We start from the raw sequence: 24,246 nt of genomic DNA on the forward strand, positions 1-24,246 counted from the left end.
GGACGCTAGCGTGGAGGCACCTTTGCACACGCGGGAGCTCGGAGCACCGGGCTGAGAGGGCGCTGATCGCCGTACATCCGTACGGGACACGCTGCGCCGACCGCCGAACCTGTTACCGGGTAATGCCGGCGTAGGGAGTAGGTCTCATGACCACAGCGGACGCACGCACGCCTGCCTCGAAACGGAACGCCGAGAACGAGGGCGACGAGGCCGGGAAGTCCATCGGCTGGCACAAGGGGTACGTCCAGGGCTCGCGCCCGGACCTCCGGGTGCCGGTTCGACAGGTGCACCTCACCAACGGCAAGGACGTGACGCTGTACGACACGTCCGGGCCGTACACCGATCCCTCCATCGACACCGATGTCCGCCGGGGTCTCGCGCCCCTGCGGGAGAACTGGATCATCGCCCGCGGCGACACCGAGGAGTACGCGGGCCGGCCGGCCCGCCCCGAGGACGACGGGCTCAAGCACACCTCGCCGCGCGGCGGACTGCGCAACCTCGACGCCGTCTTCCCCGGCCGCCCGCGCCAGCCGCGCCGCAGCCGCGACGGACGCCCCGTCACCCAGCTCGCGTACGCCCGGCGGGGGGAGATCACCCCGGAGATGGAGTACGTGGCGATCCGGGAGAACGTGGAGCCCGAGGTCGTCCGCGAGGAGATCGCGCAGGGCCGGGCGGTGCTTCCGGTCAACGTCAACCACCCCGAGATCGAGCCGATGATCATCGGCAAGCGGTTCCTGGTGAAGGTCAACGCCAACATCGGCAACTCGGCCGTCACCTCCTCCATCGAGGAGGAGGTGGACAAGATGACCTGGGCGACGAAGTGGGGCGCCGACACGGTCATGGACCTGTCCACCGGCCGCAACATCCACACCACCCGTGAATGGGTGCTGCGCAACTCCCCCGTGCCGATCGGCACCGTCCCGCTCTACCAGGCCCTGGAGAAGGTCGACGGCCGGGCCGAGGAGCTGACCTGGGAGATCTACAAGGACACCGTCATCGAACAGGCCGAGCAGGGCGTGGACTACATGACGGTGCACGCCGGTGTGCGCCTGCCGTACGTCCCGCTGACGGCCCGCCGCAAGACCGGCATCGTCTCGCGCGGCGGCTCGATCATGGCGGCCTGGTGTCTCGCCCACCACAAGGAGTCGTTCCTCTACGAGCGCTTCGAGGAGCTCTGCGAGATCCTCGCGACGTACGACGTCACCTACTCCCTGGGCGACGGACTGCGTCCCGGTTCGATCGCGGACGCCAACGACGAGGCGCAGTTCGCCGAGCTGCGCACGCTGGGCGAGCTGAACACGATCGCGAAGCGGTTCGGTGTCCAGACCATGATCGAGGGCCCCGGGCACGTCCCGATGCACAAGATCAAGGAGAACATCGACCTCCAGCAGGAGATCTGCGAGGAGGCGCCGTTCTACACGCTCGGCCCGCTGACCACGGACGTCGCGCCCGCCTACGACCACATCACCTCCGGCATCGGTGCCGCGATGATCGCCTGGTGGGGCACCGCGATGCTCTGTTACGTCACGCCCAAGGAGCACCTGGGGCTGCCGAACCGGGACGACGTGAAGACGGGCGTCATCACGTACAAGATCGCCGCCCACGCGGCCGACCTGGCCAAGGGGCACCCGGGTGCGCAGGAGTGGGACGACGCGCTCTCCGACGCGCGCTTCGAGTTCCGCTGGGAGGACCAGTTCAACCTGGCCCTCGACCCCGACACGGCCCGGGAGTTCCATGACGAGACGCTGCCCGCCGAACCGGCGAAGACGGCGCACTTCTGCTCGATGTGCGGGCCGAAGTTCTGCTCGATGAAGATCTCCCAGGACATCCGGCGTCAGCACGGTGGCTCGCAGGAGGAGATCGAGGAGGGCATGGCCGAGAAGTCGAAGGAGTTCGCGGCCGCCGGCAACCGGGTCTACCTGCCCATCGCCGACTGATTCGGCCGGCCGCCTCAGCGGAGGGGGGCCCGCCAGGTCACCAGTCCTGGCCGGCCCGCCTCCGCGAAGCCCACCGCGAACGGCTTGTCGCCGTCGTCCGTCACCATGTGGATGCTGCACTCCGTCACGCTCTCGCCCGGCCGGATCATCCGGGCGACCCAGTCGGACGGACAGCCGGGGATCCTCGTGCCGACGCCGAAGGGGGTCTTCCCCTCGATCTGCCGACCGCCCTCGGTGAGCAGACTGACGTTGTCGACCTGGCCGGTGGAGAGGTCTTCGGGGCCGGGATTGGTGTAGGTGACCGACACGTAGTACGGGACGCCGCGCCGCTCGTTCTCGTTGAGGTCGAGGTCCAGGCCCGCGAGGTCGGCCGCGCTGCCCCGGCTCACGGATGTCGGCCCGGCGGGCAGTTCGAGGACGTTCTCGCCGGTGTCAATAGCGTTCTCGCCGGCGTCCCACCGGACACGGACGACGTCGTCCGGTTCCCTCAGACCGGCGGACACCGCCTCAAGTCCGCCCTCGACGGGCCAGGTGGCGACCGTGCCACCCTCGTCGAGGTGGCCGTCGGCGTTGTGCGTCAGCGAGAGCACGCCGACGCTCCCGGGCAGTGCGTAGGTGACACAGGTGTCGTACGAGTCGCCCGGCGCCAGCGTCTTCGGCGCGGTGTCCGCGCGGGGCAGGTCGGCCCCGTCCGGCCTGCCGCCGCTGAGGTGGATCTTTTCCCCGCGCTCCCCATCGGTGCCGTTCAGGGCGAAGTCGCTGTCCACCATGTAGGCCTTGGGGATCTGCTTCCGACCGGTGTTGCTGACCCGATCCGGCCAGGAGCTATGGGTGTTCTATGGCTTACCGAGTAACTACGACTGTTTCGCAATGGTTTGACCTGGTTGACTGTCTTGTTAAGCGACAGTATGGACACAGTCGTGTGGCAGCTCTATGTACGTTTGGTCCGCAGCTCACCTGCGCTTGACCCTTTCCTTATCTGTGACTTACTTTCCGGCTTGCTTGGCTTGAAATTGGTGCCCCTCGAAACGGGGGGCCGGGGAGGGAATCACAGTGAACTGGTACCTGGACGTACTCAAGAACTACGCAGGCTTCAGCGGACGCGCGCGCCGCAAGGAGTACTGGATGTTCGCGCTCTTCAACTTCATCATCGCCGTGGTGCTGACGGTGCTCGGCATGGCGATCGACACGCAGATCCCGTACTACCTCTACCTCGCCGCGGTCATCGTTCCGTCGCTGGCGGTCATGGTCCGTCGTCTGCACGACACCGGCCGCTCGGGCTGGTGGTTCTTCATCTCGTTCGTCCCGCTGGTCGGCGCCATCATCCTGCTCGTCTTCCTCGCCTCGGAGGGCAAGCCGGAGACGAACCAGCACGGTGCCAACCCGAAGCTGGCTCCGGCCGTCTGATCAACGGCTCCGGTACGTTCCGGAGCACCGTGAGGCCGGGCGCGGCACACCGCCGCCCCGGCCTTCGCCGTACCCGGACCTCAGTCCGGCCGGTGCTCCGGTCCGCCGAAGTCCGGGCTCGTGAAATCGGGGCTGGTGAAGGTCGGCCGGGGGCCGGCCGCCGGGCCGTCGTCCGGGCCGGAGAAGTCCGGCCTGCTGTAGCCGACCTTCGGGATGCGGTTGGGCGAACGGTGCGGGGTCCGTGCGGCGGGCCCCGCGGTGGGGTCGGCCAGGGCGTCCCGGAGGAACGGCAGGATGCCGCGCTCCAGCAGGGCGTGGCGCCACGCCTCCCTGGCCCGCGCGACGTCCTCCGGAAGCTCCTGCTCCTCGTTCTCGGCGGCCAGCGACGTCGCGCCGTTGCGGAGCGCGGTGACGAGCAGCCCGACGGCCGCGACCAGGATCGCCGCGGCGGCGACCGCCGCGAAGAACCACCCGGCCGCGACCATCGAGCGGCCGAGGGTCACCGACGGGCCGACCGCCTTCAGCAGGTAGCCGACGAGCAGGAAGATGACGGCCGCGGAGCCGGCCAGCAGCGGGGTCAGGACCGTGATGACCGCGCCTATGCCGGCGCCCGAACCGGCCGCCGTGCTCTGCGGCCCGTCCGTGGCCGGGCCACCGTCGATCCCTTCCGCGGTCGCCGCGCGGCGCAGTTCGCCGCGGGCCTTCACGTAGTGCTCGTACTCGGTGGCCGCGGCCGCGGTGATCAGCGCCGTGGCGCTGAGCGCCATGGTGCGCAGCTGTTCGGTGTTGAGCCGGTCCCCGACGCCCTCCAGGTCCGGGCGTTCATGAGCGTGGCGCAGTGCGTCGCCCAGGATCCGCTCGTACTCGGGTCCGTCCTCGGCCAGCAGGTGCGGAGCGCTTGTCATCTGCATCCCCCGATGCTCCGTCGGTGCCCGGCTGCCCGCGTGGACCGGGCGATCGGGCGGAAACGGAGGAGAGCCTGCCACTGATACGCCGATGGTAGAGCGCTCACGGCACGGGGTGACAGGGTGTTTCCAGAATTGGGCCCGGTGACGGGCCCGTCGATCGGCGAGGTCGGCGCAGGCGGAACCTGAAGCGCCTTCCCCGCCGACGGTCAGTCATGCAGCGGGAGTTGGACCACCAGGAGCTTTCCGGCCATGGTCACTCCGCCGTCCATGGCGATGGCGAGGTCGTCCGCGTACACGTGCGGGCCATTGATCACGGGGCCCGCGCTGTCCTCGCCGTCCTCCGTGCCGACCTCGCCCAGGAGGTACGGAATGGGGCTGTGACCATGGACGACGCGCTGTCCGCCGTACGTCGTCAGCAGCTCGCGCACCGCCTGGGCGCCGCCCTCGTCCCGGAAGGCGAACCGCTTGGTGAGCTTGCGGAAGAGGTCCCAGCACTCGTCGGCGTCATTGCGCGTGAGAATGGCTGTGATCGTGTCATTGACGTCCTCGATGGTGGACCCGTAGTCGAGGTAGGCCGTCGTGTCGGAGTGCATCAGCAGATGCCCGTCCTCCTCGACGACCGCGTCGAGCCGGGACATCCACTGGAGGTGGACGTCCTGGAGGCGCTCCATGTCGGTCTTCTGGCCGCCGTTGAGCAGCCAGGCGGCCTGGAAGGTGGCGGTGCCCGCCCCGGAGTTGACGGGGGTGTCGGCGAACCGCTTGGCGCCGATCAGCAGCAGCTCGTGGTTGCCCATCAGGGCCTTGCAGTAGCCGCCGGCCGCCGCCGCCTCGGCGGAGAGCCGCATGACGAGGTCGATGACCCCGATGCCGTCGGGCCCGCGGTCGGTGAAGTCGCCGAGGAACCACAGGCGGGCGTTGCCCGCGGCCCAGTTCCCGTCGGCGTCGATGAGGCCCTGCGCGCCGAGGGCGGCGATCAGCTCGTCCAGGTAGCCGTGGACGTCGCCGACGACGAACAGCGGGCCGCGGCTGTCCTCGGCCACGGGGCGCGGCTCGGGAACGGTCCGCACCTGGACGGTGTCACCGCGACGGATGACCGGGAGGTCCCGCTCGGTCGGGGTGTAGCCCTCCGGCTGCTCGTCGCCCACGACGGCGTTGCCGGGATGCGGCGGCCGGGGCGGGGCGGGAGCGCGCGGCGGCATCGCCGGGGGCACGGAGGCGCCGGGCGCCGGAGGGTTCGGTTCCGGCGCCCGCGGTGGCACCGGGGAAGGAGGTGCCGCCTGTGCCTGCGGTGGCACGGGTGTCTGCGCATACGGCGGAACCCGGAAGTCACGCAACGTCGCCGTCCGCACCACGGGTTCCTGACCGGCCCCCTGAGTCATCGACCCCTCCACCACCGTCGCGCCGCCGTACACCTGACGGGCCCTGCCTGGTAGAGGTGGTCCGCGGTGTCGTGCGCCCATCATAGGAATGCGGATCGATCTGTGTGACGCACCAGGGGTGGTGAATCCGGGCGCACGCTCGGTTCACCGGCTGATTGGTCCGAAAAGAGATGATCAGTCCCCGCTGGGGGAGCGCGGCGCGCTGACCGTGGTGCGCGGTGGACGTCGTTGCGAGGAGGTCCGGACGATGAGCTCCGTCGGTATGACCTGCTCCACCGGCCCGTCGTGCTCGACTCCTTCGATGGCGTCGATGAGGAGCTGGACGACGGCCGTGCCGATGCGGCGGGGCTTCAGCGAGAGCGTCGTGATGGGCGGCTCGGTGGCCGCGTACACGGTGGACTCGCTGCAGCAGACCAGCAGCAGGTCCTCGGGGACCCGCAGCCCGTAGCGGCGGGCCGCCGCGAGGAGATCCGTCCCATTGGGGTCGAAGAGCCCGTAGACCGCGTCGGGGCGGTCCGGGCGGGCGAGCAGCCGGTCGGCGGCGACCGCCCCCGCGCAGGGGTCGTGGGCCGGGTAGGACTCGTAGACGGGATCCTGGCCGACCCGCTCGCACCAGTGGAGGTAGGCGGTCGTGGACAACCGGGTGTACGTGTCGGTGGTGTTGCCGGTCAGCAGGCCGATACGGCGGGCTCCGGCGGCGGCGAGATGATCGAGGAGGTCGAGCACGGCGGCCCGGTGGTCGTTGTCGACCCAGGCGGTGACGGGGAGCGTCCCGGCCGGGCGGCCGTCCGAGACCACGGGCAGTCCCTGGCGGACGAGTTCGGTGACGACCGGGTCCTGGTCGGAGGGGTCGATGACGACGGTCCCGTCGAGCGCGACGTTCGACCAGACGTCGTGCCGGGAGGTGGCGGGGAGGATGACGAGGGCGTAGCCGCGGGCGAGCGCCGCGGAGGTCGCGGCTCTCGCCATCTCCGCGAAGTACGCGAATTCGGTGAAGGTGAAAGGTTCATTCCCGTACGTGGTCACGGTCAGGCCGATCAGGCCCGACTTGCCCGTACGGAGGGTTCGGGCCGCGGCGGACGGGCGGTAGCCCAGGCGCTCGGCGACCTCGCGGACATGGCGGCGGGTGGCGTCCGGGAGCCTGCCCTTGCCGTTGAGCGCGTCGGAGACGGTCGTGATCGAGACTCCGGCCGCGGCGGCCACATCACGGATCCCCGCCCGTCCTGGCCGGCCGCTGCGCCGGGGGGTCTCCGTCCGGCTCACCTGGTGCTTCCCTGCTGCTGTCATGGCGAGCCGATAGTAGGGCTCCGAGGGGTGGTCGGTCCGGTCGCATATGCGCACGTTGACAGGCACGTTTCTGCAAGGTCACTACCCATCAGAATCCTTTTAATACAAGGGAGTTGGCTGCTATTGCATAGGTGTTTCAGGTACTGAGGGGCGGCAGCCTGCTGAATGTGTGATGTCTCGAAGAGGTCTCAACTCACCACTTCGGGGGACGCGCGCTACGGCGCGAGCCACCGGCGCGCGCCGGAACGCGGAACACTCCCCCTGGCAGAGGCCCCGGACCGGCCTCGCGCGAGGTCCCATTCCCGGGCACTGCGGTCGATTTCCCGCTCCGGCCATTCGCAGCGGGGCCCAATCCTCTTAAGGTGTGCAGTATTGCTGTGAACGGACGGTCGAGGAGGACCTGCGGTGAGCGAGACGAGCCCCAAGCTGCGCGCCGAGCTGGACGGCGTTCCCGCCTATGTGCCGGGGAAGCCGGCGGCGGCCGGTGGACCGGTCGCGTACAAGCTGTCCTCCAACGAGAATCCCTATCCGCCGCTGCCGGGGGTACTGGAGTCGGCGCTCGCCGCCGCGGGGAACTTCAACCGCTACCCGGACATGGCGTGCACCGGCCTGATGAACGAGCTGGCCGACCGCTTCGGTGTGCCCTTGACGCATCTCGCCACCGGCACCGGGTCGGTGGGGGTGGCCCAGCAGCTGCTCCAGGCCACCTCCGGACCCGGCGACGAGGTCATCTACGCCTGGCGGTCCTTCGAGGCGTACCCGATCATCACGCAGGTCAGCGGTGCGACCTCGGTGAAGGTCCCGCTGACCGACGGCGAGGTGCACGACCTCGACGCGATGGCGGAGGCGATCACCGACCGGACCCGGCTGATCTTCGTCTGCAACCCCAACAACCCCACCGGCACGGTGGTGCGCCGGGCCGAGCTGGAACGGTTCCTCGACCGGGTGCCGAGCGATGTGCTGGTGGTACTCGACGAGGCGTACAAGGAGTTCATCCGCGACGCCGAGGTGCCGGACGGCATCGAGATCTACCGGGACCGCCCCAACGTGGCGGTGCTGCGGACCTTCTCCAAGGCGTACGGTCTGGCCGGGCTGCGGGTCGGCTTCGCGGTGGCCCACGAGCCGGTGGCCGCGGCGCTGCGCAAGACCGCCGTCCCGTTCGGCGTGAGCCAGCTCGCCCAGGACGCCGCGGTGGCCTCCCTGCGCGCGGAGGACGAGCTGCTGGGCCGGGTGGGCTCGCTGGTCGCCGAGCGCACCCGGGTGAGCGCGGAGCTGGTGCGCCAGGGCTGGACGGTGCCGGAGTCGCACGCGAACTTCGTCTGGCTGCGGCTCGGCGAGCGGACCCTCGACTTCGCCGGGGCCTGTGAGCGGGCCGGGGTGGTCGTGCGGCCCTTCAAGGGCGAGGGCGTCCGGGTCTCGATCGGCGAGAACGAGGGCAACGACCTCTTCCTGAAGGCGGCGGAGGCGTTCCGCGCGGAGCTGTAGCGCCCGCACGCGCCTGTACGGCCGGGTGGCCCCGGACCTCGATCGTGAGGTCCGGGGCCCTTTGCGTGGGTGCCGGGGCCGGTTCTGGGGGCCGGTTCTGAGGTCCGGGGCCGAAAAGGGGTACCCCCGGCGAAGGGTCCGAAAGTGTGTGCGCCATAATTGCTTGTGAATGTGAACGCGTTCACAAGCGTGCCCCGCTTGCTCCCGTAATGGGTGGGATCAAAGGGGCATAGTGCCGGTCCGATCTCGGCGATGTAAGGAGACTGACGACGTGGACCTCGCTCTGGCGCCGGAGACCCTGGCGCGATGGCAGTTCGGCATCACCACCGTCTACCACTTCCTCTTCGTCCCGCTGACGATCTCGCTCGCCGCGCTCACCGCGGGCCTGCAGACCGCCTGGGTGCGGACGGAGAAGGAGAAGTACCTCAGGGCGACCAAGTTCTGGGGCAAGCTGTTCCTGATCAACATCGCCATGGGCGTCGTGACGGGCATCGTCCAGGAGTTCCAGTTCGGCATGAACTGGTCCGACTACTCGCGCTTCGTCGGTGACGTCTTCGGCGCTCCGCTCGCCTTCGAGGCGCTGATCGCCTTCTTCTTCGAGTCCACCTTCATCGGTCTGTGGATCTTCGGCTGGGACAAGCTGCCGAAGAAGATCCATCTCGCCTGCATCTGGATGGTCTCGATCGGCACGGTCCTCTCCGCCTACTTCATCCTGGCGGCCAACTCCTGGATGCAGCACCCGGTCGGCTACCGGATCAACGAGGAGCGCGGCCGCGCCGAGCTCACCGACTTCTGGCGGGTGCTCACCCAGGACACCGCGGTCACCCAGTTCTTCCACACCATCACGGCGGCGTTCCTGGTCGGCGGGGCCTTCATGGTCGGCATCGCCGCGTTCCACCTGGCGCGCAAGAAGCACATCCCGGTGATGCGCACCTCGCTGCGCCTGGGGCTGATCACCGTGGTGGCCGCCGGACTGCTCACCGCCGTCAGCGGCGACAGCCTGGCCAAGGTCATGTTCCGCCAGCAGCCGATGAAGATGGCCGCCGCCGAGGCCCTGTGGGACGGCCAGGAGCGGGCGCCGTTCTCGATCTTCGCGTACGGGGACGTCAGCCAGGGCCACAACTCCGTGGAGATCTCGCTCCCCGGAGTGCTGTCCTTCCTCTCCAACAACGACCCGAACTCGTACGTCCCCGGCATCAACGACCTCAACAAGGAGGCGCAGGAGAAGTACGGGCCCGGCGACTACCGTCCCAACATCCCGGTCGCGTTCTGGAGCTTCCGGTGGATGATCGGCTTCGGTATGGCCTCCTTCGGCCTCGGCCTCCTGGGGCTCTGGCTGACCCGGAAGAAGTTCCTGCTGCCACCGGCGCTGCGGACCGGTGAGGACGAGGTGCCCCATCTGGTCCTCTTCAAGAACAAGGCGCTGAGCCCGAGGCTCACCAAGCTCTACTGGGTCGTCGCACTCTGGACGCTGCTCTTCCCGCTGATCGCCAACTCCTGGGGCTGGATCTTCACCGAGATGGGCCGCCAGCCGTGGGTCGTCTACGGGGTGCTCCAGACCCGTGCGGGGGTCTCCCCCGGTGTCTCGCAGGGCGAGGTCATCACCTCGATGATCGTCTTCACCCTGCTGTACGCGGTGCTCGCCGTGATCGAGGTGAAGCTGCTCGTGAAGTACATCAAGGCCGGGCCGCCGGAACTCACCGAAGACGATCTCAACCCGCCCACGAAGATCGGCGGGCACGACGAAGAAGACGCCGACCGCCCCATGGCCTTCTCGTACTGAGTACAGGAGCTGAGAGATGGAACTCCACAACGTCTGGTTCGTGCTCATCGCCGTCCTCTGGACCGGCTACTTCTTCCTGGAGGGATTCGACTTCGGCATCGGGGTCCTCACCAAGCTGCTGGCCCGCGACCGCAAGGAGCGGCGGGTCCTGATCAACACGATCGGGCCCGTCTGGGACGGCAACGAGGTCTGGCTGCTCAGCGCCGGCGGCGCGACCTTCGCCGCCTTCCCCGAGTGGTACGCCACCCTGTTCTCCGGCTTCTACCTGCCGCTGCTGATCATCCTGTTCTGCCTGATCGTGCGCGGCGTCGCCTTCGAGTACCGCGCCAAGCGGCCCGAGGAGCGGTGGCAGACGAACTGGGAGACAGCGATCTTCTGGACCTCCCTGATTCCCGCGGTGCTGTGGGGCGTGGCGTTCGGGAACATCGTGCGAGGAGTGAAGATCGACGCCGACATGGAGTACGTCGGCAACTTCTGGGACCTCCTCAACCCGTACGCGATCCTCGGCGGTCTCGCCACCCTCACCCTCTTCACCTTCCACGGGGCGGTGTTCGCCGGCCTCAAGACGGCGGGAGACATCCGGGTCCGGGCCCGCGCACTGGCGCTGAAGCTGGGGCCGGTCACCGCGGTGCTCGCGCTGGGCTTCCTGGTCTGGACGCAGGCGGACAACGGTGACGCCTGGAGCCTGGGGGCCATGATCGTGGCGGTGGTGGCGCTCCTGGCCGCGATCGGGGCCATCGCCAAGGGCCGCGAGGGCTGGTCGTTCGCGTTCTCGGGCGTGACGATCGCGGCGGCGGTCGCGATGCTCTTCCTGACGCTCTTCCCGAACGTCATGCCGTCCTCGCTGAACGACGCCTGGAACCTCACGGTCACCAACGCCTCGTCCAGCCCGTACACGCTCAAGATCATGACCTGGTGCGCGGGTATCGCCACGCCCATCGTGCTGCTCTACCAGAGCTGGACCTACTGGGTCTTCCGCAAGCGCATCGGCACCCAGCACATCGCCGACGCGCACTGACTCCGGTGAGCTGCCGCGGGCCCGCGCCGCCCGCGCAGCTCACCATCCCGCAGAGTTCACCGACCCCGCCGGGGGGATGTTTCACGTGAAACCGATCGATCCGCGTCTGCTCCACCACGCACGCGCCACCCGCCTCTTCCTGGCGGCCGTGGTGGCTCTCGGCCTGGTCGGCGCCCTGCTGGTGATCGCCCAGGCGATGCTCATCGCCGAGATCGTGGTGGGCGGTTTCGAGGGCGGACTCACGGTCACCGCGCTGCGCACCCCCCTTCTCCTGCTCGCCGCAGTAGCCCTCGGCCGGGCCTTCGTCGCCTGGCTCACCGAACTGGCGGCCCATCGTGCCAGCGCGGCCGTCAAGTCCGAACTGCGCGGCCGGCTCCTGGAGCGGGCCGCGCGGCTGGGCCCCGACTGGCTGAGCGGGCAGCGCACCGGTTCGCTCGTCGCGCTGGCGACCCGGGGCATCGACGCGCTCGACGACTACTTCGCCCGCTATCTCCCGCAGCTCGGACTCGCCGTCGTGGTGCCCGTGGCGGTGCTCGCCCGGATCGTCACCGAGGACTGGGTGTCGGCGGCGATCATCGTCGTCACACTGCCGCTCATCCCGCTCTTCATGATCCTGATCGGCTGGGCCACCCAGTCCCGGATGGACCGTCAGTGGCAGCTGCTGTCCCGGCTCTCCGGGCACTTCCTGGACGTCGTCGCCGGGCTGCCGACCCTGAAGGTCTTCGGGCGGGCCAAGGCCCAGGCCGAGTCGATCCGTACCATCACCTCCGACTACCGCCGGGCCACCCTGCGCACCCTGCGGATCGCCTTCCTGTCCTCGTTCGCCCTGGAGCTGCTGGCGACCCTGTCGGTGGCCCTCGTCGCCGTGACGATCGGCATGCGGCTCGTCCACGGCGAACTCGACCTCTACACCGGTCTGGTGGTCCTGATCCTGGCCCCGGAGGCGTATCTGCCGATCCGCCAGGTCGGAGCGCAGTACCACGCGGCGGCCGAGGGCCTGTCGGCCGCAGAGGAGATCTTCACGGTCCTGGAGACCGAACCCCGGGCCTCGGGCACCGAGGACGTCCCGGACGCGCTGCGCCTGGAACTGGCGGACGTGACCGTACGCCACGAGGGCCGCGCCGAACCCTCGCTGGACGCCGCGTCGCTCACCGTGGAGCCGGGGGAGACCGTCGCCCTGGTCGGCCCGAGCGGGGTCGGCAAGTCCACCCTGCTGAACGTGCTCCTCGGGTTCGCCGAACCCGACGAGGGGCATGTCCGGGTCGGCGGCCGGGACCTCGCGGACCTGGACCTCGAACAGTGGCGGAGCCGTATCGCCTGGGTCCCCCAGCGCCCCCACCTCTTCGCGGACACCATCGCCGAGAACGTGCGCCTCGCGCGGCCCGACGCCGACGACGAGGCGGTCCTCGCGGCGCTGCGGGACGCGGGCGCGTACGACTTCGTCGCGGCGCTGCCCGACGGGATGCGGACGGCCCTGGGCGAGGACGGCGCCGGACTCTCCGCAGGCCAGCGCCAGCGCCTCGCCCTCGCCCGGGCGTTCCTCGCCGACCGGCCGCTCCTGCTGCTGGACGAGCCGACCGCGAGCCTGGACGGCGAGAGCGAGGCGGGCATCGTCGACGCCGTACGGAGGCTGGCCGCCGGGCGGACCGTGCTGCTGGTCGTCCACCGCCCGGCCCTGCTGGCGGTCGCCGACCGCGTGGTGACCCTGGAGCCGCGTACCGACGTGCGTACGGAGACGTACGGGGAGCCCGGCGCGGGCCTCGCGGCCCCGGGCCCCGCCGTCCCGGAGCCTCTCGCCGGCGGCGAACCGCCTACCGCGCGCCCCCTGGATTCCCTCGGCTCCCCCGTCCCGACGGGGACCCGTCCGGGACGGGTGCTCGCCCGGGTCCGCGAGGCGGCCGGCGCGCAGCGGGGACGACTGACCCTGGCCCTGCTGCTCGGCAGCCTGGCGGTCGGGTCGGCCGTGGGGCTCATGGCGGTCTCCGGCTGGCTGATCTCCCGCGCCTCCGAAGAGCCGCCGGTCATGTACTTGATGATGGCGGTCACCGCGACCCGCGCCTTCGGCATCGGCAGGGCGGTCTTCCGCTACGCCGAGCGGCTCGTCTCGCACGACGCCGTCCTGAAGCTCCTCGCCGACCTGCGGGTCTCCGTCTACCGGGGTCTCGAACGCATCGCCCCCGGGGGCCTGCGTGCCACCAGGCGCGGGGACCTGCTGTCCCGGCTCGTCGCCGATGTGGACGCGCTCCAGGACTACTGGCTGCGCTGGCTGCTGCCCGTCGGCACCGCCGTCGTGGTGGGGACCGCGGCCGCCGGATTCACCGGCTGGCTGCTCCCGGAGGCGGGTGTGATCCTTGCCGTGGGGCTGCTGGTCGCCGGGGTCGGCGTCCCGATCGTCAGCGGCGCCTGCGCCCGCCGTACGGAGCGTCAGCTCGCACCCGCCCGTGCCGCCCTGGCCACCCGGGTCACCGACCTCCTGGGCGCCACCGCCGAACTGACCGTCGCGGGCGCGCTGCCCGCCCGGCAGACGCGGCTGCGCGCGGCCGACACGCTGCTGACCCGGATCGCCTCGCGCGCCGCCGCCGCGACGGCACTGGGCGGCGGGCTGTCCGCCCTGGTCTGCGGGCTCACCGTGGTGGCCGCCGCGACCGTCGCCGTCCCCGCGGTGCAGGACGGCCGGCTGTCCGGTGTCGCGCTCGCCGTGGTGGTGCTGACCCCGCTCGCCGCCTTCGAGGCCGTCACCGGGCTGCCGCTCGCCGTGCAGTACCGCCAGCGCGTCGCCCGGAGCGCTGAGCGGGTGTTCGAGGTGCTGGACGCCCCCGTGCCCGTACGGGAGCCCGAGGCTCCCGCCGAGGAGCCCGCGTCGCCCTTCCCGCTGGAGGCGCGGGGGCTGAGCGCCCGCTACCCGGGGGCCCGGCACGACGCGCTGACCTCGCTCGACCTGACGCTGACGCCCGGGCGGCGCATCGCGGTCGTAGGCCCCTCCGGCTCGGGCAAGACGACGCTCGCCCAGGTCCTGCTGCGCTTCCTGGACGCCTCGTCCGGGACGTACCGGCTCGGCGGCGTCGAGGCGTCCGCGCTGGAGTCGGAGACGGTCCGGCGCTCGGTCGGGCTGTGCGCCCAGGACGCGCACGTCTTCGACAGCACGATCCGCGAGAACCTGCGGCTGGCCCGCCCCGGGGCGACCGACGCCGAACTGCTCGACGCGCTCTCCCGGGCCCGGCTCCTGGACTGGGTGCTGGCCCTGCCGGAGGAGCTCGACACTCCGGTGGGCGAGCACGGCGCCCGGCTCTCCGGCGGCCAGCGCCAGCGCCTCGCGCTGGCCCGCGCGCTGCTCGCGGGCTTCCCCGTACTCGTCCTGGACGAGCCGGCCGAACACCTCGACCTGCCGACCGCCGACGCCCTCACCGCCGACCTGCTGGACGCGACCCGGGGCCGTGCGACGGTACTGATCACCCACCGGCTGACCGGCCTCGACACGGTCGACGAGGTGCTGGTGCTGGACGCGGGCCGGGTCGTGCAGCGCGGACCGTACGCCGAACTCGCCGCCGAGGACGGGCCGCTGCGCCGCATGCTGGAGCGCGAACGGGAGACGGTCGGGGCGGGGGTCCGATAGCGGCGGCCGCACCGGATCCGGGGCCCGGACGACCGGTGCCCCTTCGCCCGTCGAGCGCATTCTCGACTATCGCCCCCTTTCGGTACTAACTAGGCTCGGTCCATGGCAGAGCCCGACCCGCAGGACTCCCTCGACGCCGCCACCCGGGCCACCCGCAGCCTCCAGGGTCTGTCCACCGAGCTGACCGCGCGGGTGCCGCAGCTCCTGGAGGCGATGCGTTCCATCGGCGCGGGGCTGGAGCTGCACTCCACCCTGGACCGGATCTGCGAGACGGCGGCCGAGCTCGCCCACGCCCGGTACGCAGCCATCGGCGTCGTCGACGAGCTGGGCGAAGGACTGTCGGACTTCGTCACCCACGGCGTTCCGCAGGAGGTGGCCGAGGCGATCGGGCGACGCCCCGACGGCCACCGGGGTCTGCTCGGCGCGCTGATCCACGACCCCGCCCCGGTCCGGCTGGCCGATCTGTCCACCGATCCCCGGGCCGCGGGCTTCCCGCCGGGGCACCCCTCGATGCGGACCTTCCTGGGGGTGCCCATCCGGGTCCAGGGGGATGTCTTCGGCAACCTCTACCTGGCCGAGAAGCAGGACGGCGCCGAATTCAGCGACTACGACCTCCACATGGTCCGGGTGCTCGCCACGGAGGCCGGGATCGCCATCGGCAACGCCCGGCTGTACGAGGCCGCGCGGCAGCGGGAGCACTGGATCGACGGTTCGGTCGCGGTCACCACGGCCCTCCTGTCGGGCGGGGACGCCGACGAGGCGCTGTCCGTGGTCGCCGAACAGGCCCGCCGGCTCGCCGACTCCGCCGCCGGGATCGTGCTGCTGCCCGCCGAGGACGGCGGCCTGGAGATCGTCGCCGTCTCGTCCGACGACCCCGCGTCCTCGCTCGGCGTGATCATCCCGCCCCGGAGCGCGGTGGTGGCGAAACTTCTGGCGGGCGAGGCGGTGTTCATCGACGACTCGGCCACCGACAGCCGGATGATCACCAGGCTGGCCGACCGGTTCGGCCCCAGCATGATGCTGCCGCTCCACAGCGGCGGGCGGGTGCTCGGTGCGCTGGCCACCCCCCGCGCGCGGGGCGCGCGCCCGTTCACGGAGACCGAGCGGACGCTCGCCACCCAGTTCGCCTCCCAGGCGGCGCTCGCGCTGATGATGGCCGAGGCGCAGCGGGACCGGGAGCGGCTCGCGGTGTACGAGGACCGCGACCGGATCGCCCGCGACCTCCACGACCTGGTCATCCAGCGGCTGTTCGCCACCGGAATGATGCTGGAGAGCGCCCAGCGTCGGTCGGTGGTGCCCGAGGTGCGGACCGGCGTCGGCCGGGCCGTGGACGAACTGGACGTGACGATCCAGGAGATCCGTACGGCCATCTTCGCGCTCCAGCAGGAACCGGCCGAGGCCCCGTCGGGGCTGCGCACCCGTGTGCTGCGGGAGATCAACATGGCGGCCGTCCCGCTCGGCTTCAAGCCCTCGCACCGCTTTCTGGGTCCGGTGGACTCGCTCGTCGGCGAGCTGACCGGCAAGAACCTGGTCGCCGCGCTGCGCGAGGCCCTCTCCAACGCGTTCCGGCACGCGGGGGCGTCGCTGATCGATGTGGTCGTCGACGCGACGGTGACCCTGCCGGACGGGCGGGCGGCGGTACGCCTCTCGGTGGCCGACGACGGGGTGGGCATCCCGGAGGGCGGCCGCCGCAGCGGGCTGCGCAACCTGGCCCGCCGGGCCGAGTCCCTGGGCGGGTCGAGCCGGATCGAACCGGGGATCGGGGAGGGCGGCGGAGGGACGACGGTGGTGTGGGAGGCGCCGCTGTGAGGGCGGTGCGACGGTGACCCTGCGGGGGCCGGGCGGAACACCGCCTCGCGGGCTCTAGCAGGCCTGCGAGGCGGTGTTCCAGCCTGCCGGTGTGCCTGTGTGCTGTTGTGCCGAAAGGTTTCAGCGGGTCTCTGCGCGGGTGGCGAGGATCCGCTCGATGACGACCGCCACCCCGTCCTCCTCGTTGGTCGCGGTCCGCCCCGAGGCGGCGGCCACCGCGTCCGGGTGGGCGTTGCCCATCGCGAAGGAGGCGCCGGCCCAGCTGAGCATCTCGATGTCGTTGGGCATGTCGCCGAAGGCGACCACCTCGGCGGGCGAGATGCCGCGCTCGGCACAACAGGCGGCGAGCGTGGTGGCCTTGGAGACGCCGAGCCCGCTGACCTCCAGGAGCGCGGAGGGGCTGGAGCGGGTGAAGGCGGCCCGGTCGCCGGCGGCCGTACGGGCCAGGGTGAGGAAGGCGTCGGGGGACAGCTCGGTGTGGTGGGCCAGCAGCTTGATCACCGGCGCGCCGGTGTCCGGGGCGTCCTCGTGCAGCAGCTTCTCGGCGACGGCCACGGTCGCGCCCGGATCCAGGTGGAAGGGCGGGTAGGCCGGTTCGTAGTTGATGCCGGTGGTCATCTCGACGGCGAAGGAGGTGCCGGGGGCCCTCTCGCGCAGGGTGCGCACGACGTGCAGGGCGGCTGCGCGCTCCAGCGGCCGTACGGAGAGCAGGTCGCCGTCCGTCCGCAGGTCGGTGACCACGGCGCCGTTGGCGCAGATCGCCGTACCGTGGCTCTGGACGTGGTCCCGCACGACGTCCATCCAGCGGGCCGGCCTGCCGGTGACGAAGAAGACCTCGATCCCGGCCTCCTCGGCCGCCGCGAGGGCCGCGAGTGTGCGCGCGGACAGCGTCTTGTCGTCGCGCAGCAGGGTGCCGTCGAGGTCGGTGGCGATCAGCCGGGTCACGGCGGGAAGAGGCGTATCGGTCACTGAGGTCACCGGGCCATTCTCGCCCACAACGGTGCACGTGCGTGCGGAGGGGCGCACATCTGAGTGGGTAGGACGCTGATCTGCGGAAAAGTCCTCTGGCATATGCCAAAGCCATCGGGCCGCCGTCACGCGTGCGTACGGTCGTAGGCTCAGGGGCATGAGTCCCCGCCTGAGCACCGTGATCCTTCCCGTATATCGCTGGAACGAGGGCGGTCGCGACCGCTGGCAGCGCGCGGAGGAGCTGGGCTTCCACACCGCCTACACCTACGACCACCTGTCCTGGCGGACCTTCCGGGACGGCCCGTGGTTCGGGGCGCTGCCCACGCTCACCGCCGCGGCGACGGCCACCGAACGCCTGCGGCTGGGCACCCTCGTGACCTCGCCGAACTTCCGCCACCCGGTCACGCTGGCCAAGGAGCTGATCTCCCTGGACGACATCTCGGGCGGCCGGGTCACCCTCGGTATCGGCGCCGGGGGCAGCGGCTTCGACGCCACCGCCCTGGGCCAGGACGCCTGGACCCCGCGCGAACGCGCCGACCGCTTCGCCGAGTTCGTCCCGCTCCTGGACCGGCTGCTCACCGAGGACGCGGTGACCGAGCAGGGGAAGCACTACGCCGCGGAGGAGGCCCGCAACATCCCCGGCTGTGTCCAGCGGCCCCGGCTGCCCTTCGCGGTCGCCGCGACCGGACCGCGCGGCCTGAAGCTCGCCGCCCGCCACGGGCAGGCCTGGGTCACCACCGGCGACCCCAAGCTCTACGAGAACGGCACCCCGGAGGAGTCACGGGCCGCGCTGCGGGGGCAGAACGAGAGGCTCACGGCGGCCTGCGCGGAGATCGGCCGGGACGCATCCGAGCTGGACCGGATCCTGCTCACCGCCTTCACCCCGGACCGCAACGGCCCGTTGGAGTCCGTGGACGCGTTCGTCGACTTCGCGGGGCGCCACGCGGAGCTGGGCTTCACCGAGATCGTCATCCACGCCCCGATCCCGGACTCGGTCTTCGACGTCGACCCGAAGGTCTTCGAGCGCATCGCGACCGAGGCGCCCGCGCAGCTGGCGTAGCGGCGGGGGCGAGGAGCGCGGGGTCTGCCTCCTACGGGGAGCGTGGGGATCGGACCGGTCGTGACGGTCCCGGACCTTGGAGGGAAGCGGCGTTGCCCCCGGCTCTGCCCCGGCAGCGCTTTCCGGCGTCGCGCCGTGCCCTGATCATGGTGGTCGGCAGAGGAGGGGCCGTATGCACGCACAGGCTTCATCGGAGACGGAGTACGCCCTGGCGCGGTCGCGGCGCGGCACCGGACGCGGTGCGGCGTCCGCGGGGGGCGGGGCGTCCGCGGACGGGGCGATGCTCGCCCTGCAGGGCACTACGGGCAACGCCGCGGTCACCGCCATGATCCAGCGCAGCCGTCACGAGCACGGTGACGGGTGCGGCCCGACCGGCTGTGGCGGGTCCGAGGTCGTACAGCGCGCCAAGGCCAAGGACTGGAAGCTGGGGTCGACGAGCACCGAGCTCGCTTCGGTGAAGGCCGGCCACCCCGGCGATCCGCTGGTGGACACGCTGCACCACATCATTCCCAAGTCGCTCTTCCAGCCGTTCCTCGCCCTGCTGGACTCTGCTCAGGTGCAGCAGATCACGACGGATCTGGCGCCCCTGGCTCCGGCGGCGTTCGCCTCGCCCAACGTCGACAAGGCGCTCAAGAACGTCCCGGCCAACTTCCGCGTCGGCCCCCGGCCCGAGGACAGGTCCGACGACCCGGGCAGCGGCCTCGACGTGAACACCACGGCCTCGGGCAACACCACGCCCCGCTCAGCGCAACTGGAGAACGCCCACAACTACATGGCGGCCGCCATCGCCGCCGGCACGGTGACCCAGGCGGACTTCGACACCCTGTTCCTCGCTCCGATGATCGACGCGTGCACACAGCACGGAACGGCCATCGATATCGACCCGGCGCGCGCGACCTGGGTCTCCGATCCCGCCACGGCGAAGTACCACAAGCCCTGAGACCTCGGCTTCGGGAGCCTCTCAGCCGCGTAGGCGCAGGAACCGCGGAGGTACGGCGTCGGCGAGCCAGACCCCGTTGGCGCTGACCCGGAAGACATGGCCGGCGCGGTGCATCGCGCCCGCGTCCACGGTGAGGACGAGGGGGCGGCCGCGACGGGCGCCGACCCGGGTGGCCGTTTCCCGGTCGGGGGACAGGTGGACGTGGTGGCGGGCCATGGGGCGCAGGCCCTCGGTCCGGATCGCGTCCATCACCCGGGCGACCGTGCCGTGGTAGAGGTACGCGGGCGGTTCGGCCGGCGGCAGGTCCAGGTCGACGGCGACGGTGTGGCCCTGATTGGCGCGGATGCGGTCGCCGACGCCGCCCTCGACGCCGCTGTCGACGGTGAAGCGCCGCTTGTCGTTGGCGGCGACGACGTGGTCGAGCTCGGCGCGGGAGATGGCGAACCCGCACCGGGCCGCGGCGCGCAGCAGCTCCTCGACCGCCACCCAGCCGTTCTCGTCGAGGGTGAGGCCGATGCGTTCCGGCTGATGCCGCAGATGCTTCGAGAGGTACTTGGACACCTTGACGGTGCGACGTTCGTCCATGGCGTCAGAGTGCCCGTGCCGGGCTCGTCCGTGCATCCGCATTTCGGCTCGTCACCTCGTCACCTCGTCACCTCGTCACCTTGTCACCTCGTCGGCTCTTCGTTCTTCCGCGGTTCTTCGGCCTTTTTCCTCCGACAGGTTTGATCCACAGCCAACTCCAGTTATCCACAGGATGTTTGGCAGTTCTGTGGACAACGCTCTTTCTTTTTAGGGGCTTTCATGAATTTCGCCCTTTTTGAGGTGAGTTGCTGTCAGCTCGTCCAAGGTGCGTGCCTGCAGCTCCCGTTCGGTGGCAGCCGCCACGAAGGCGGCCACCTGCTCCGCGCCAACCAGCTTCTGCACGGCTCGTGTTGTCCGAGCCGGAAGCAGCACGGGACGGGTCGCGTCTTCGGAGATCGCCGTCTCCTCCGCGCCGAGGTGGTGGTGCAGATGGCGTGTGGCGAACGTTCGCATGGCCCGGGCCAGTTCCGCGTCCACCGTCTGCTGCGCGAGCGGCCGCAGACGGCGTACGAGGGACGCCGCCTCGGCCGCGTCGGAGTCGGTGGGCGGCCGATGGCCGAGATAGCGGGCGAAGACGTGCTCGGTGGTGAACTCAAGGAAACGGGACGCTATGTGCTCCACCTGGCCGCGAAGTTCCCTCAGATGGCCGGAGATCGCGGGCAGTGGGACCCCGGCCCCGTACAACTCGACCGCCACCGCCAGCTCTTGCGGACTGGGGACGAGGAACTCGTCGTCCCGGCCGGGCACCCGTTCCAGCACGCCGAGCTCCACCGCCTCGGCGATGGCCTCGTCGTCCTGCCGGCCGCCGAACCTCGCGTCCAGCTCCCGGCGGCTGATCCGGTCGGCCTCCTCGTCCGTCCACGGGCCGTGGACCTCGGCGACCAGACCGAGCACCCCGCCGAGCCCCCGTCCCGCGTCCCACGCCTCCAGCAACTCCTTGATGCTGGCCAGGGTGTAACCCCGGTCGAGCAGGTCCGCGATCTGCCGCAGCCGGGCCAGATGGGTCTCCCGGTACACATTGGCCCGTCCGCGCCGCTCGGGCGTCGGGAGCAGCCCCCGGTCCTGATAGGCGCGGATCGTGCGCACCGTGGCCCCGCTGGCGTGGGCCAGGTCCTCGATCCGGTACTCGGCGGCCCGGGCCCCGGCCCCGGTCACAGCGGGGGCTTCAGCCGGGCGACGGAACGCAGGGCCCCGGGACTCAGCCGGGACAGCAGCCGCGCGCCGCGCGCCTCCGGCGTCACCGGCACGACCGCCTGGTTGCGCACGACCGCCCGCAGGATGGCGTCGGCGACCTTCTCCGGCGGGTAGTTGCGCCGCCCGTAGAGACGGCTCGTCCGCTTCTGCAGCCGCTCCTCCTCCGCCGCGTCGGCCCCCGCGAAACGCGTGGTGGCGGTGATGTTGGTGTTGACGATGCCGGGGCATATCGCGCTCACCCCGATCGACTTCTCCGCCAGCTCGGCCCGCAGGCATTCGCTCAGCATCAGCACGGCCGCCTTCGACGTGCTGTACGCGGGCAGCACCCGCGAGGGCTGGAAGGCCGCGGCCGACGCCGTGTTGACGATGTGACCGCCCTGGCCCCGGTCCGCCATCTGCTTGCCGAAGATCCGGCAGCCGTGGATGACCCCCCACAGATTGACGTCGAGGACCTTCTTCCACTCCTCGCTCGTGGTCTCCAGGAAGGAGCCGGACAGCCCGATCCCGGCGTTGTTCACGAGGACGTCGACGATGCCGTACTCGGTGGCGACCCGGGCGGCGAGCTTCTCCATCGCGGCCTCGTCGCTGACGTCGACCGCCTCGCCCCAGGCGGCGGGCGCCCCGATCAGCCGCGCCATCTCCGCGGTCCGGGCTGCGCCCTCCGCGTCCCGGTCCACGGCCACGATCCGGGCGCCCGCCTCGGCGAACGCGAACGCGGTGGCCCGCCCGATCCCGGAGGCCGCGCCCGTCACCAGGACCAGCTGACCGCCGAACCGCTGCGCGTAGGGGCCCTGTGCCGTCGGCTGTGCGGGCGCGCCCTCCCGTCCGGCGGACTCGTTCGCGGTGACGAACTCGTCGACCCAGGAGGCCAGCTGGTCCGGTCGGGTGCGGGGCACCCAGTGCTTGGCCGGAAGCGAGCGGCGCACCAGCGTGGGGACCCAGTCCTCCAGCCCGTCGTAGAGCCGCTCGGAGAGGAACGAGTCCCCGGTCGGCGTGATCAACTGGACAGGGGCGTGGGCGTAGGCGTCCGCGCGGGGCCTGCTGAGCCGGGCGCGGACGTTGTCGCGGTAGAGCCAGGCGCCGTGCGCCGCGTCGTCCGGCAGGGAGGCGGTGGGGTAGTCGCCTGCGGGCACCTTCTCCATGCGCTCCAGGATCCGGGGCCACCGCTTCCCGAGCGGGCCGCGCCAGGCGAGCTCCGGCAGGACCGGGGTGTGGAGCATGTACACGTACCAGGATTTCGCGCCCTGGCCGAGCAACTGGCCGACCCGGCGCGGGGTGGGGCGGGTCATCCGGCGCTTGATCCAGTGTCCGAAGTGGTCCAGGGACGGACCGGACATCGAGGTGAAGGAGGCGATCCGGCCCTCGGTCCTGCCGACCGTGACGAACTCCCAGGCCTGGACGGAACCCCAGTCGTGACCGACCAGGTGCACCGGCCGGTCCGGGCTGACCGTGTCGATCACGGCAAGGAAGTCGTCGGTCAGCTTCTCCAGGGTGAAGCCGCCGCGCAGCGGCTTCGGGGCGGTGGACCTGCCGTGGCCCCGCACGTCGTACAGCACCACGTGCCAGTGCTCGGCCAGCCGGACGGCGACGTCCGACCAGACCTCCTTGCTGTCCGGATAACCGTGGACCAGCACCACGGTCGGCCGGCCCGCGTCGCCCAGTTCGGCGACGCACAGCTCGACGCCTCCCGTGACCACGCGTCGCTCACGCGCCTGAGACAGATTCACGCCGCCACCTTCTCCTCGGCCCAGCGCCGCACATGCGGCAGATCGTCGTCCAGCCAGAAGGCGCTCTGCTCGGGGTCCTTGGAGTCGGTGACGACCAGGATCTCCTCGAACTTCGCGCCCGTACCCCGGAATCCGAGGTGGGGCTCCACCGCCCACAGGCCCGGCTGCGGCGGGTGGTCGGAGAAGCGGTAGGGGCTCCACAGCGGCGACCAGCCGGCCCGGTGACCGTGCAGGGCGTCGCTCACCAGTCCCTTGAGGGCCTGGGTGCCGAAGCCGAACACCTGCGGCGACCACCGCCGTTCGGCGACGCGGTCGATCTTGTGGGCGATCACGCCGAAGGGGTAGGCCCGGTGCCTGTTCGCGTATCCCTGCGCGGTCATGAGGCGCTCGACGTCCTCGTATATCTCGCGCAGCGAACGGCGCTCGCGCACCTCCCGCAGGATCAGCTCCCGGTGGGCCTCCAGATCGGCCAGCAGTCTGTCGTGCAGGGGATTGAGGCCGAGGCACCCCGCATACCCGACATCGGCGGTGAAGCCCTTGTACACCGGGGCCATGTCGAGGATGAACGGCATCCCCGGCTCCAGCCTCCGGTCGGTCGGGAAGAACTGCAGCGGCACCTTGAAGCCGACGAAAGCGGTGCGGTCCCCGAACCAGGCGAAGGGGAGGTGGAACCAGTCGCGCACGCCGCGCTCGCGCAGCCACGTGCGCTGCATCCGGGCCGCTTCGCGCTCGGTCACCCCCGACCGCAGCTGACCGGCGACCGCCTCCGCGCAGGCATAGGCCAGGCGCTGGACTTCCCTGAACCCCCGCAACTCCGGGGTGATGTCGTGCTGCACTGCCGCGGTCATGCCACCGTCCGTTCCCTGCCGTGTGCGGTACGCGTCCGTAACGTGACACTGATGAATGTGACAATGTCCGGCGGCTGCGTCAAGGGGGCTGCGTGTCCTGTGGACAAGCACGGGCGCCGGGCGCCGCGTCTGTGGAAAACTCCGCCACCGCCGGTGGGAACCCCGCACGGCCCCCATCCGCGGAAACCCCGCACCGCCGCCGCCCGCCCCGGAGTCCGGGCCTCGTCCTTCGCGGGGTCCCCCTACGGGCGCGTACGCCTGGAGTCTGACGCGGATCCAGCCATCAGGGCTGACGAC

At 71.1% G+C, this 24,246-nt stretch carries 18 protein-coding genes and 1 riboswitch; of the genes, 9 read left to right on the forward strand and 9 right to left on the reverse strand.

The features are described from left to right. Positions 1–20: 20 nt before the first annotated feature. Positions 21–154, forward strand: a riboswitch (TPP riboswitch). Beyond that, positions 147–1,937 carry a phosphomethylpyrimidine synthase ThiC gene (gene thiC / locus HET64_RS01015; protein WP_215101194.1) on the forward strand — a complete coding sequence of 597 codons (1,791 nt, stop codon included), beginning with the start codon at positions 147–149 and terminating at the stop codon, positions 1,935–1,937. Its footprint overlaps the riboswitch before it by 8 nt. Positions 1,938–1,951: 14 nt before the next feature. Here thiC and HET64_RS01020 read toward each other — a convergent pair whose 3' ends face one another. Then, complete coding sequence (locus HET64_RS01020; RefSeq protein WP_215101196.1) at positions 1,952–2,707, reverse strand: hypothetical protein; 756 nt, start codon at positions 2,705–2,707, stop codon at positions 1,952–1,954. A gap of 283 nt (positions 2,708–2,990) precedes the next feature. On the opposite strand from HET64_RS01020, the gene HET64_RS01025 reads away from it, so the two are divergent. Then, positions 2,991–3,344: a DUF805 domain-containing protein gene (locus HET64_RS01025; RefSeq protein WP_215101198.1), complete on the forward strand. Its 354-nt coding sequence runs from the start codon at positions 2,991–2,993 to the stop codon at positions 3,342–3,344. 80 nt (positions 3,345–3,424) lie between these two features. Here the strand turns inward: HET64_RS01025 and HET64_RS01030 are convergent, their stop codons facing one another. The 3 genes from HET64_RS01030 to HET64_RS01040 form a co-directional block, all read right to left on the reverse strand. Continuing rightward, entirely contained in the window at positions 3,425–4,255 is an 831-nt protein-coding gene (locus HET64_RS01030) for a hypothetical protein (RefSeq protein ID WP_215101200.1), read from the reverse strand. A gap of 203 nt (positions 4,256–4,458) precedes the next feature. Beyond that, positions 4,459–5,646, reverse strand: coding sequence for a metallophosphoesterase (locus HET64_RS01035; RefSeq protein WP_374105524.1), 1,188 nt, complete (start codon positions 5,644–5,646; stop codon positions 4,459–4,461). A 159-nt stretch (positions 5,647–5,805) separates the two neighbouring features. After that, positions 5,806–6,918, reverse strand: coding sequence for a LacI family DNA-binding transcriptional regulator (locus HET64_RS01040; protein ID WP_006126041.1), 1,113 nt, complete (start codon positions 6,916–6,918; stop codon positions 5,806–5,808). 405 nt (positions 6,919–7,323) lie between these two features. Between HET64_RS01040 and hisC the strand changes: the two genes are divergently transcribed. The 5 genes from hisC to HET64_RS01065 all read left to right on the forward strand — a co-directional run bounded on the left by hisC (position 7,324) and on the right by HET64_RS01065 (position 16,626). Further along, positions 7,324–8,403 (forward strand): histidinol-phosphate transaminase, encoded by a 1,080-nt coding sequence (hisC, locus tag HET64_RS01045; RefSeq protein ID WP_215101204.1) that lies wholly within the window; start codon positions 7,324–7,326, stop codon positions 8,401–8,403. A 271-nt stretch (positions 8,404–8,674) separates the two neighbouring features. Continuing rightward, complete coding sequence (locus tag HET64_RS01050; protein ID WP_215101206.1) at positions 8,675–10,186, forward strand: cytochrome ubiquinol oxidase subunit I; 1,512 nt, start codon at positions 8,675–8,677, stop codon at positions 10,184–10,186. 16 nt (positions 10,187–10,202) lie between these two features. Continuing rightward, complete coding sequence (gene cydB, locus HET64_RS01055; protein ID WP_215101208.1) at positions 10,203–11,204, forward strand: cytochrome d ubiquinol oxidase subunit II; 1,002 nt, start codon at positions 10,203–10,205, stop codon at positions 11,202–11,204. 85 nt (positions 11,205–11,289) lie between these two features. Beyond that, positions 11,290–14,817 (forward strand): thiol reductant ABC exporter subunit CydD, encoded by a 3,528-nt coding sequence (gene cydD / locus HET64_RS01060; protein ID WP_215101210.1) that lies wholly within the window; start codon positions 11,290–11,292, stop codon positions 14,815–14,817. A gap of 102 nt (positions 14,818–14,919) precedes the next feature. Further along, entirely contained in the window at positions 14,920–16,626 is a 1,707-nt protein-coding gene (locus HET64_RS01065; protein ID WP_215101212.1) for a GAF domain-containing sensor histidine kinase, read from the forward strand. Between the two features lie 120 nt (positions 16,627–16,746). Here HET64_RS01065 and HET64_RS01070 read toward each other — a convergent pair whose 3' ends face one another. Next, the gene (locus tag HET64_RS01070) at positions 16,747–17,604 is read right to left on the reverse strand and encodes a Cof-type HAD-IIB family hydrolase (protein ID WP_308369706.1); all 858 of its coding nucleotides are present in this window, start codon (positions 17,602–17,604) and stop codon (positions 16,747–16,749) included. A gap of 148 nt (positions 17,605–17,752) precedes the next feature. On the opposite strand from HET64_RS01070, the gene HET64_RS01075 reads away from it, so the two are divergent. Continuing rightward, positions 17,753–18,655 carry an LLM class flavin-dependent oxidoreductase gene (locus HET64_RS01075; RefSeq protein WP_215101215.1) on the forward strand — a complete coding sequence of 301 codons (903 nt, stop codon included), beginning with the start codon at positions 17,753–17,755 and terminating at the stop codon, positions 18,653–18,655. A 172-nt stretch (positions 18,656–18,827) separates the two neighbouring features. After that, positions 18,828–19,595 (forward strand): hypothetical protein, encoded by a 768-nt coding sequence (locus tag HET64_RS01080; protein WP_215101217.1) that lies wholly within the window; start codon positions 18,828–18,830, stop codon positions 19,593–19,595. Between the two features lie 21 nt (positions 19,596–19,616). Here HET64_RS01080 and HET64_RS01085 read toward each other — a convergent pair whose 3' ends face one another. The 4 genes from HET64_RS01085 to HET64_RS01100 form a co-directional block, all read right to left on the reverse strand. After that, positions 19,617–20,180: an RNA 2'-phosphotransferase gene (locus HET64_RS01085; RefSeq protein ID WP_215101219.1), complete on the reverse strand. Its 564-nt coding sequence runs from the start codon at positions 20,178–20,180 to the stop codon at positions 19,617–19,619. Positions 20,181–20,387: 207 nt separating this feature from the next. Next, positions 20,388–21,335 carry a MerR family transcriptional regulator gene (locus tag HET64_RS01090; RefSeq protein ID WP_215101221.1) on the reverse strand — a complete coding sequence of 316 codons (948 nt, stop codon included), beginning with the start codon at positions 21,333–21,335 and terminating at the stop codon, positions 20,388–20,390. Continuing rightward, the gene (locus HET64_RS01095; protein ID WP_215101223.1) at positions 21,332–23,101 is read right to left on the reverse strand and encodes an SDR family oxidoreductase; all 1,770 of its coding nucleotides are present in this window, start codon (positions 23,099–23,101) and stop codon (positions 21,332–21,334) included. The genes HET64_RS01090 and HET64_RS01095 overlap by 4 nt, the downstream gene beginning before the upstream one ends. Beyond that, positions 23,098–23,949 (reverse strand): M24 family metallopeptidase, encoded by an 852-nt coding sequence (locus HET64_RS01100; RefSeq protein ID WP_215101225.1) that lies wholly within the window; start codon positions 23,947–23,949, stop codon positions 23,098–23,100. The genes HET64_RS01095 and HET64_RS01100 overlap by 4 nt, the downstream gene beginning before the upstream one ends. Positions 23,950–24,246: the final 297 nt, after the last annotated feature.

It is taken from the genome of Streptomyces sp. McG3, assembly GCF_018619185.1.
In the GTDB taxonomy this organism is placed as follows: domain Bacteria; phylum Actinomycetota; class Actinomycetes; order Streptomycetales; family Streptomycetaceae; genus Streptomyces.

Excerpts from the sequence above, each read along its gene's own strand:
- HET64_RS01040 (WP_006126041.1), bottom strand. The coding sequence starts at position 6,918 with ATGACAGCAGCAGGGAAGCACCAGGTGAGCCGGACGGAGACCCCCCGG.
- thiC (WP_215101194.1), top strand. The coding sequence starts at position 147 with ATGACCACAGCGGACGCACGCACGCCTGCCTCGAAACGGAACGCCGAG.
- HET64_RS01080 (WP_215101217.1), top strand. The coding sequence starts at position 18,828 with ATGCACGCACAGGCTTCATCGGAGACGGAGTACGCCCTGGCGCGGTCG.
- HET64_RS01065 (WP_215101212.1), top strand. The coding sequence starts at position 14,920 with ATGGCAGAGCCCGACCCGCAGGACTCCCTCGACGCCGCCACCCGGGCC.
- HET64_RS01085 (WP_215101219.1), bottom strand. The coding sequence starts at position 20,180 with ATGGACGAACGTCGCACCGTCAAGGTGTCCAAGTACCTCTCGAAGCAT.
- cydB (WP_215101208.1), top strand. The coding sequence starts at position 10,203 with ATGGAACTCCACAACGTCTGGTTCGTGCTCATCGCCGTCCTCTGGACC.
- HET64_RS01075 (WP_215101215.1), top strand. The coding sequence starts at position 17,753 with ATGAGTCCCCGCCTGAGCACCGTGATCCTTCCCGTATATCGCTGGAAC.
- HET64_RS01030 (WP_215101200.1), bottom strand. The coding sequence starts at position 4,255 with ATGCAGATGACAAGCGCTCCGCACCTGCTGGCCGAGGACGGACCCGAG.
- HET64_RS01020 (WP_215101196.1), bottom strand. The coding sequence starts at position 2,707 with ATGGTGGACAGCGACTTCGCCCTGAACGGCACCGATGGGGAGCGCGGG.
- HET64_RS01100 (WP_215101225.1), bottom strand. The coding sequence starts at position 23,949 with ATGACCGCGGCAGTGCAGCACGACATCACCCCGGAGTTGCGGGGGTTC.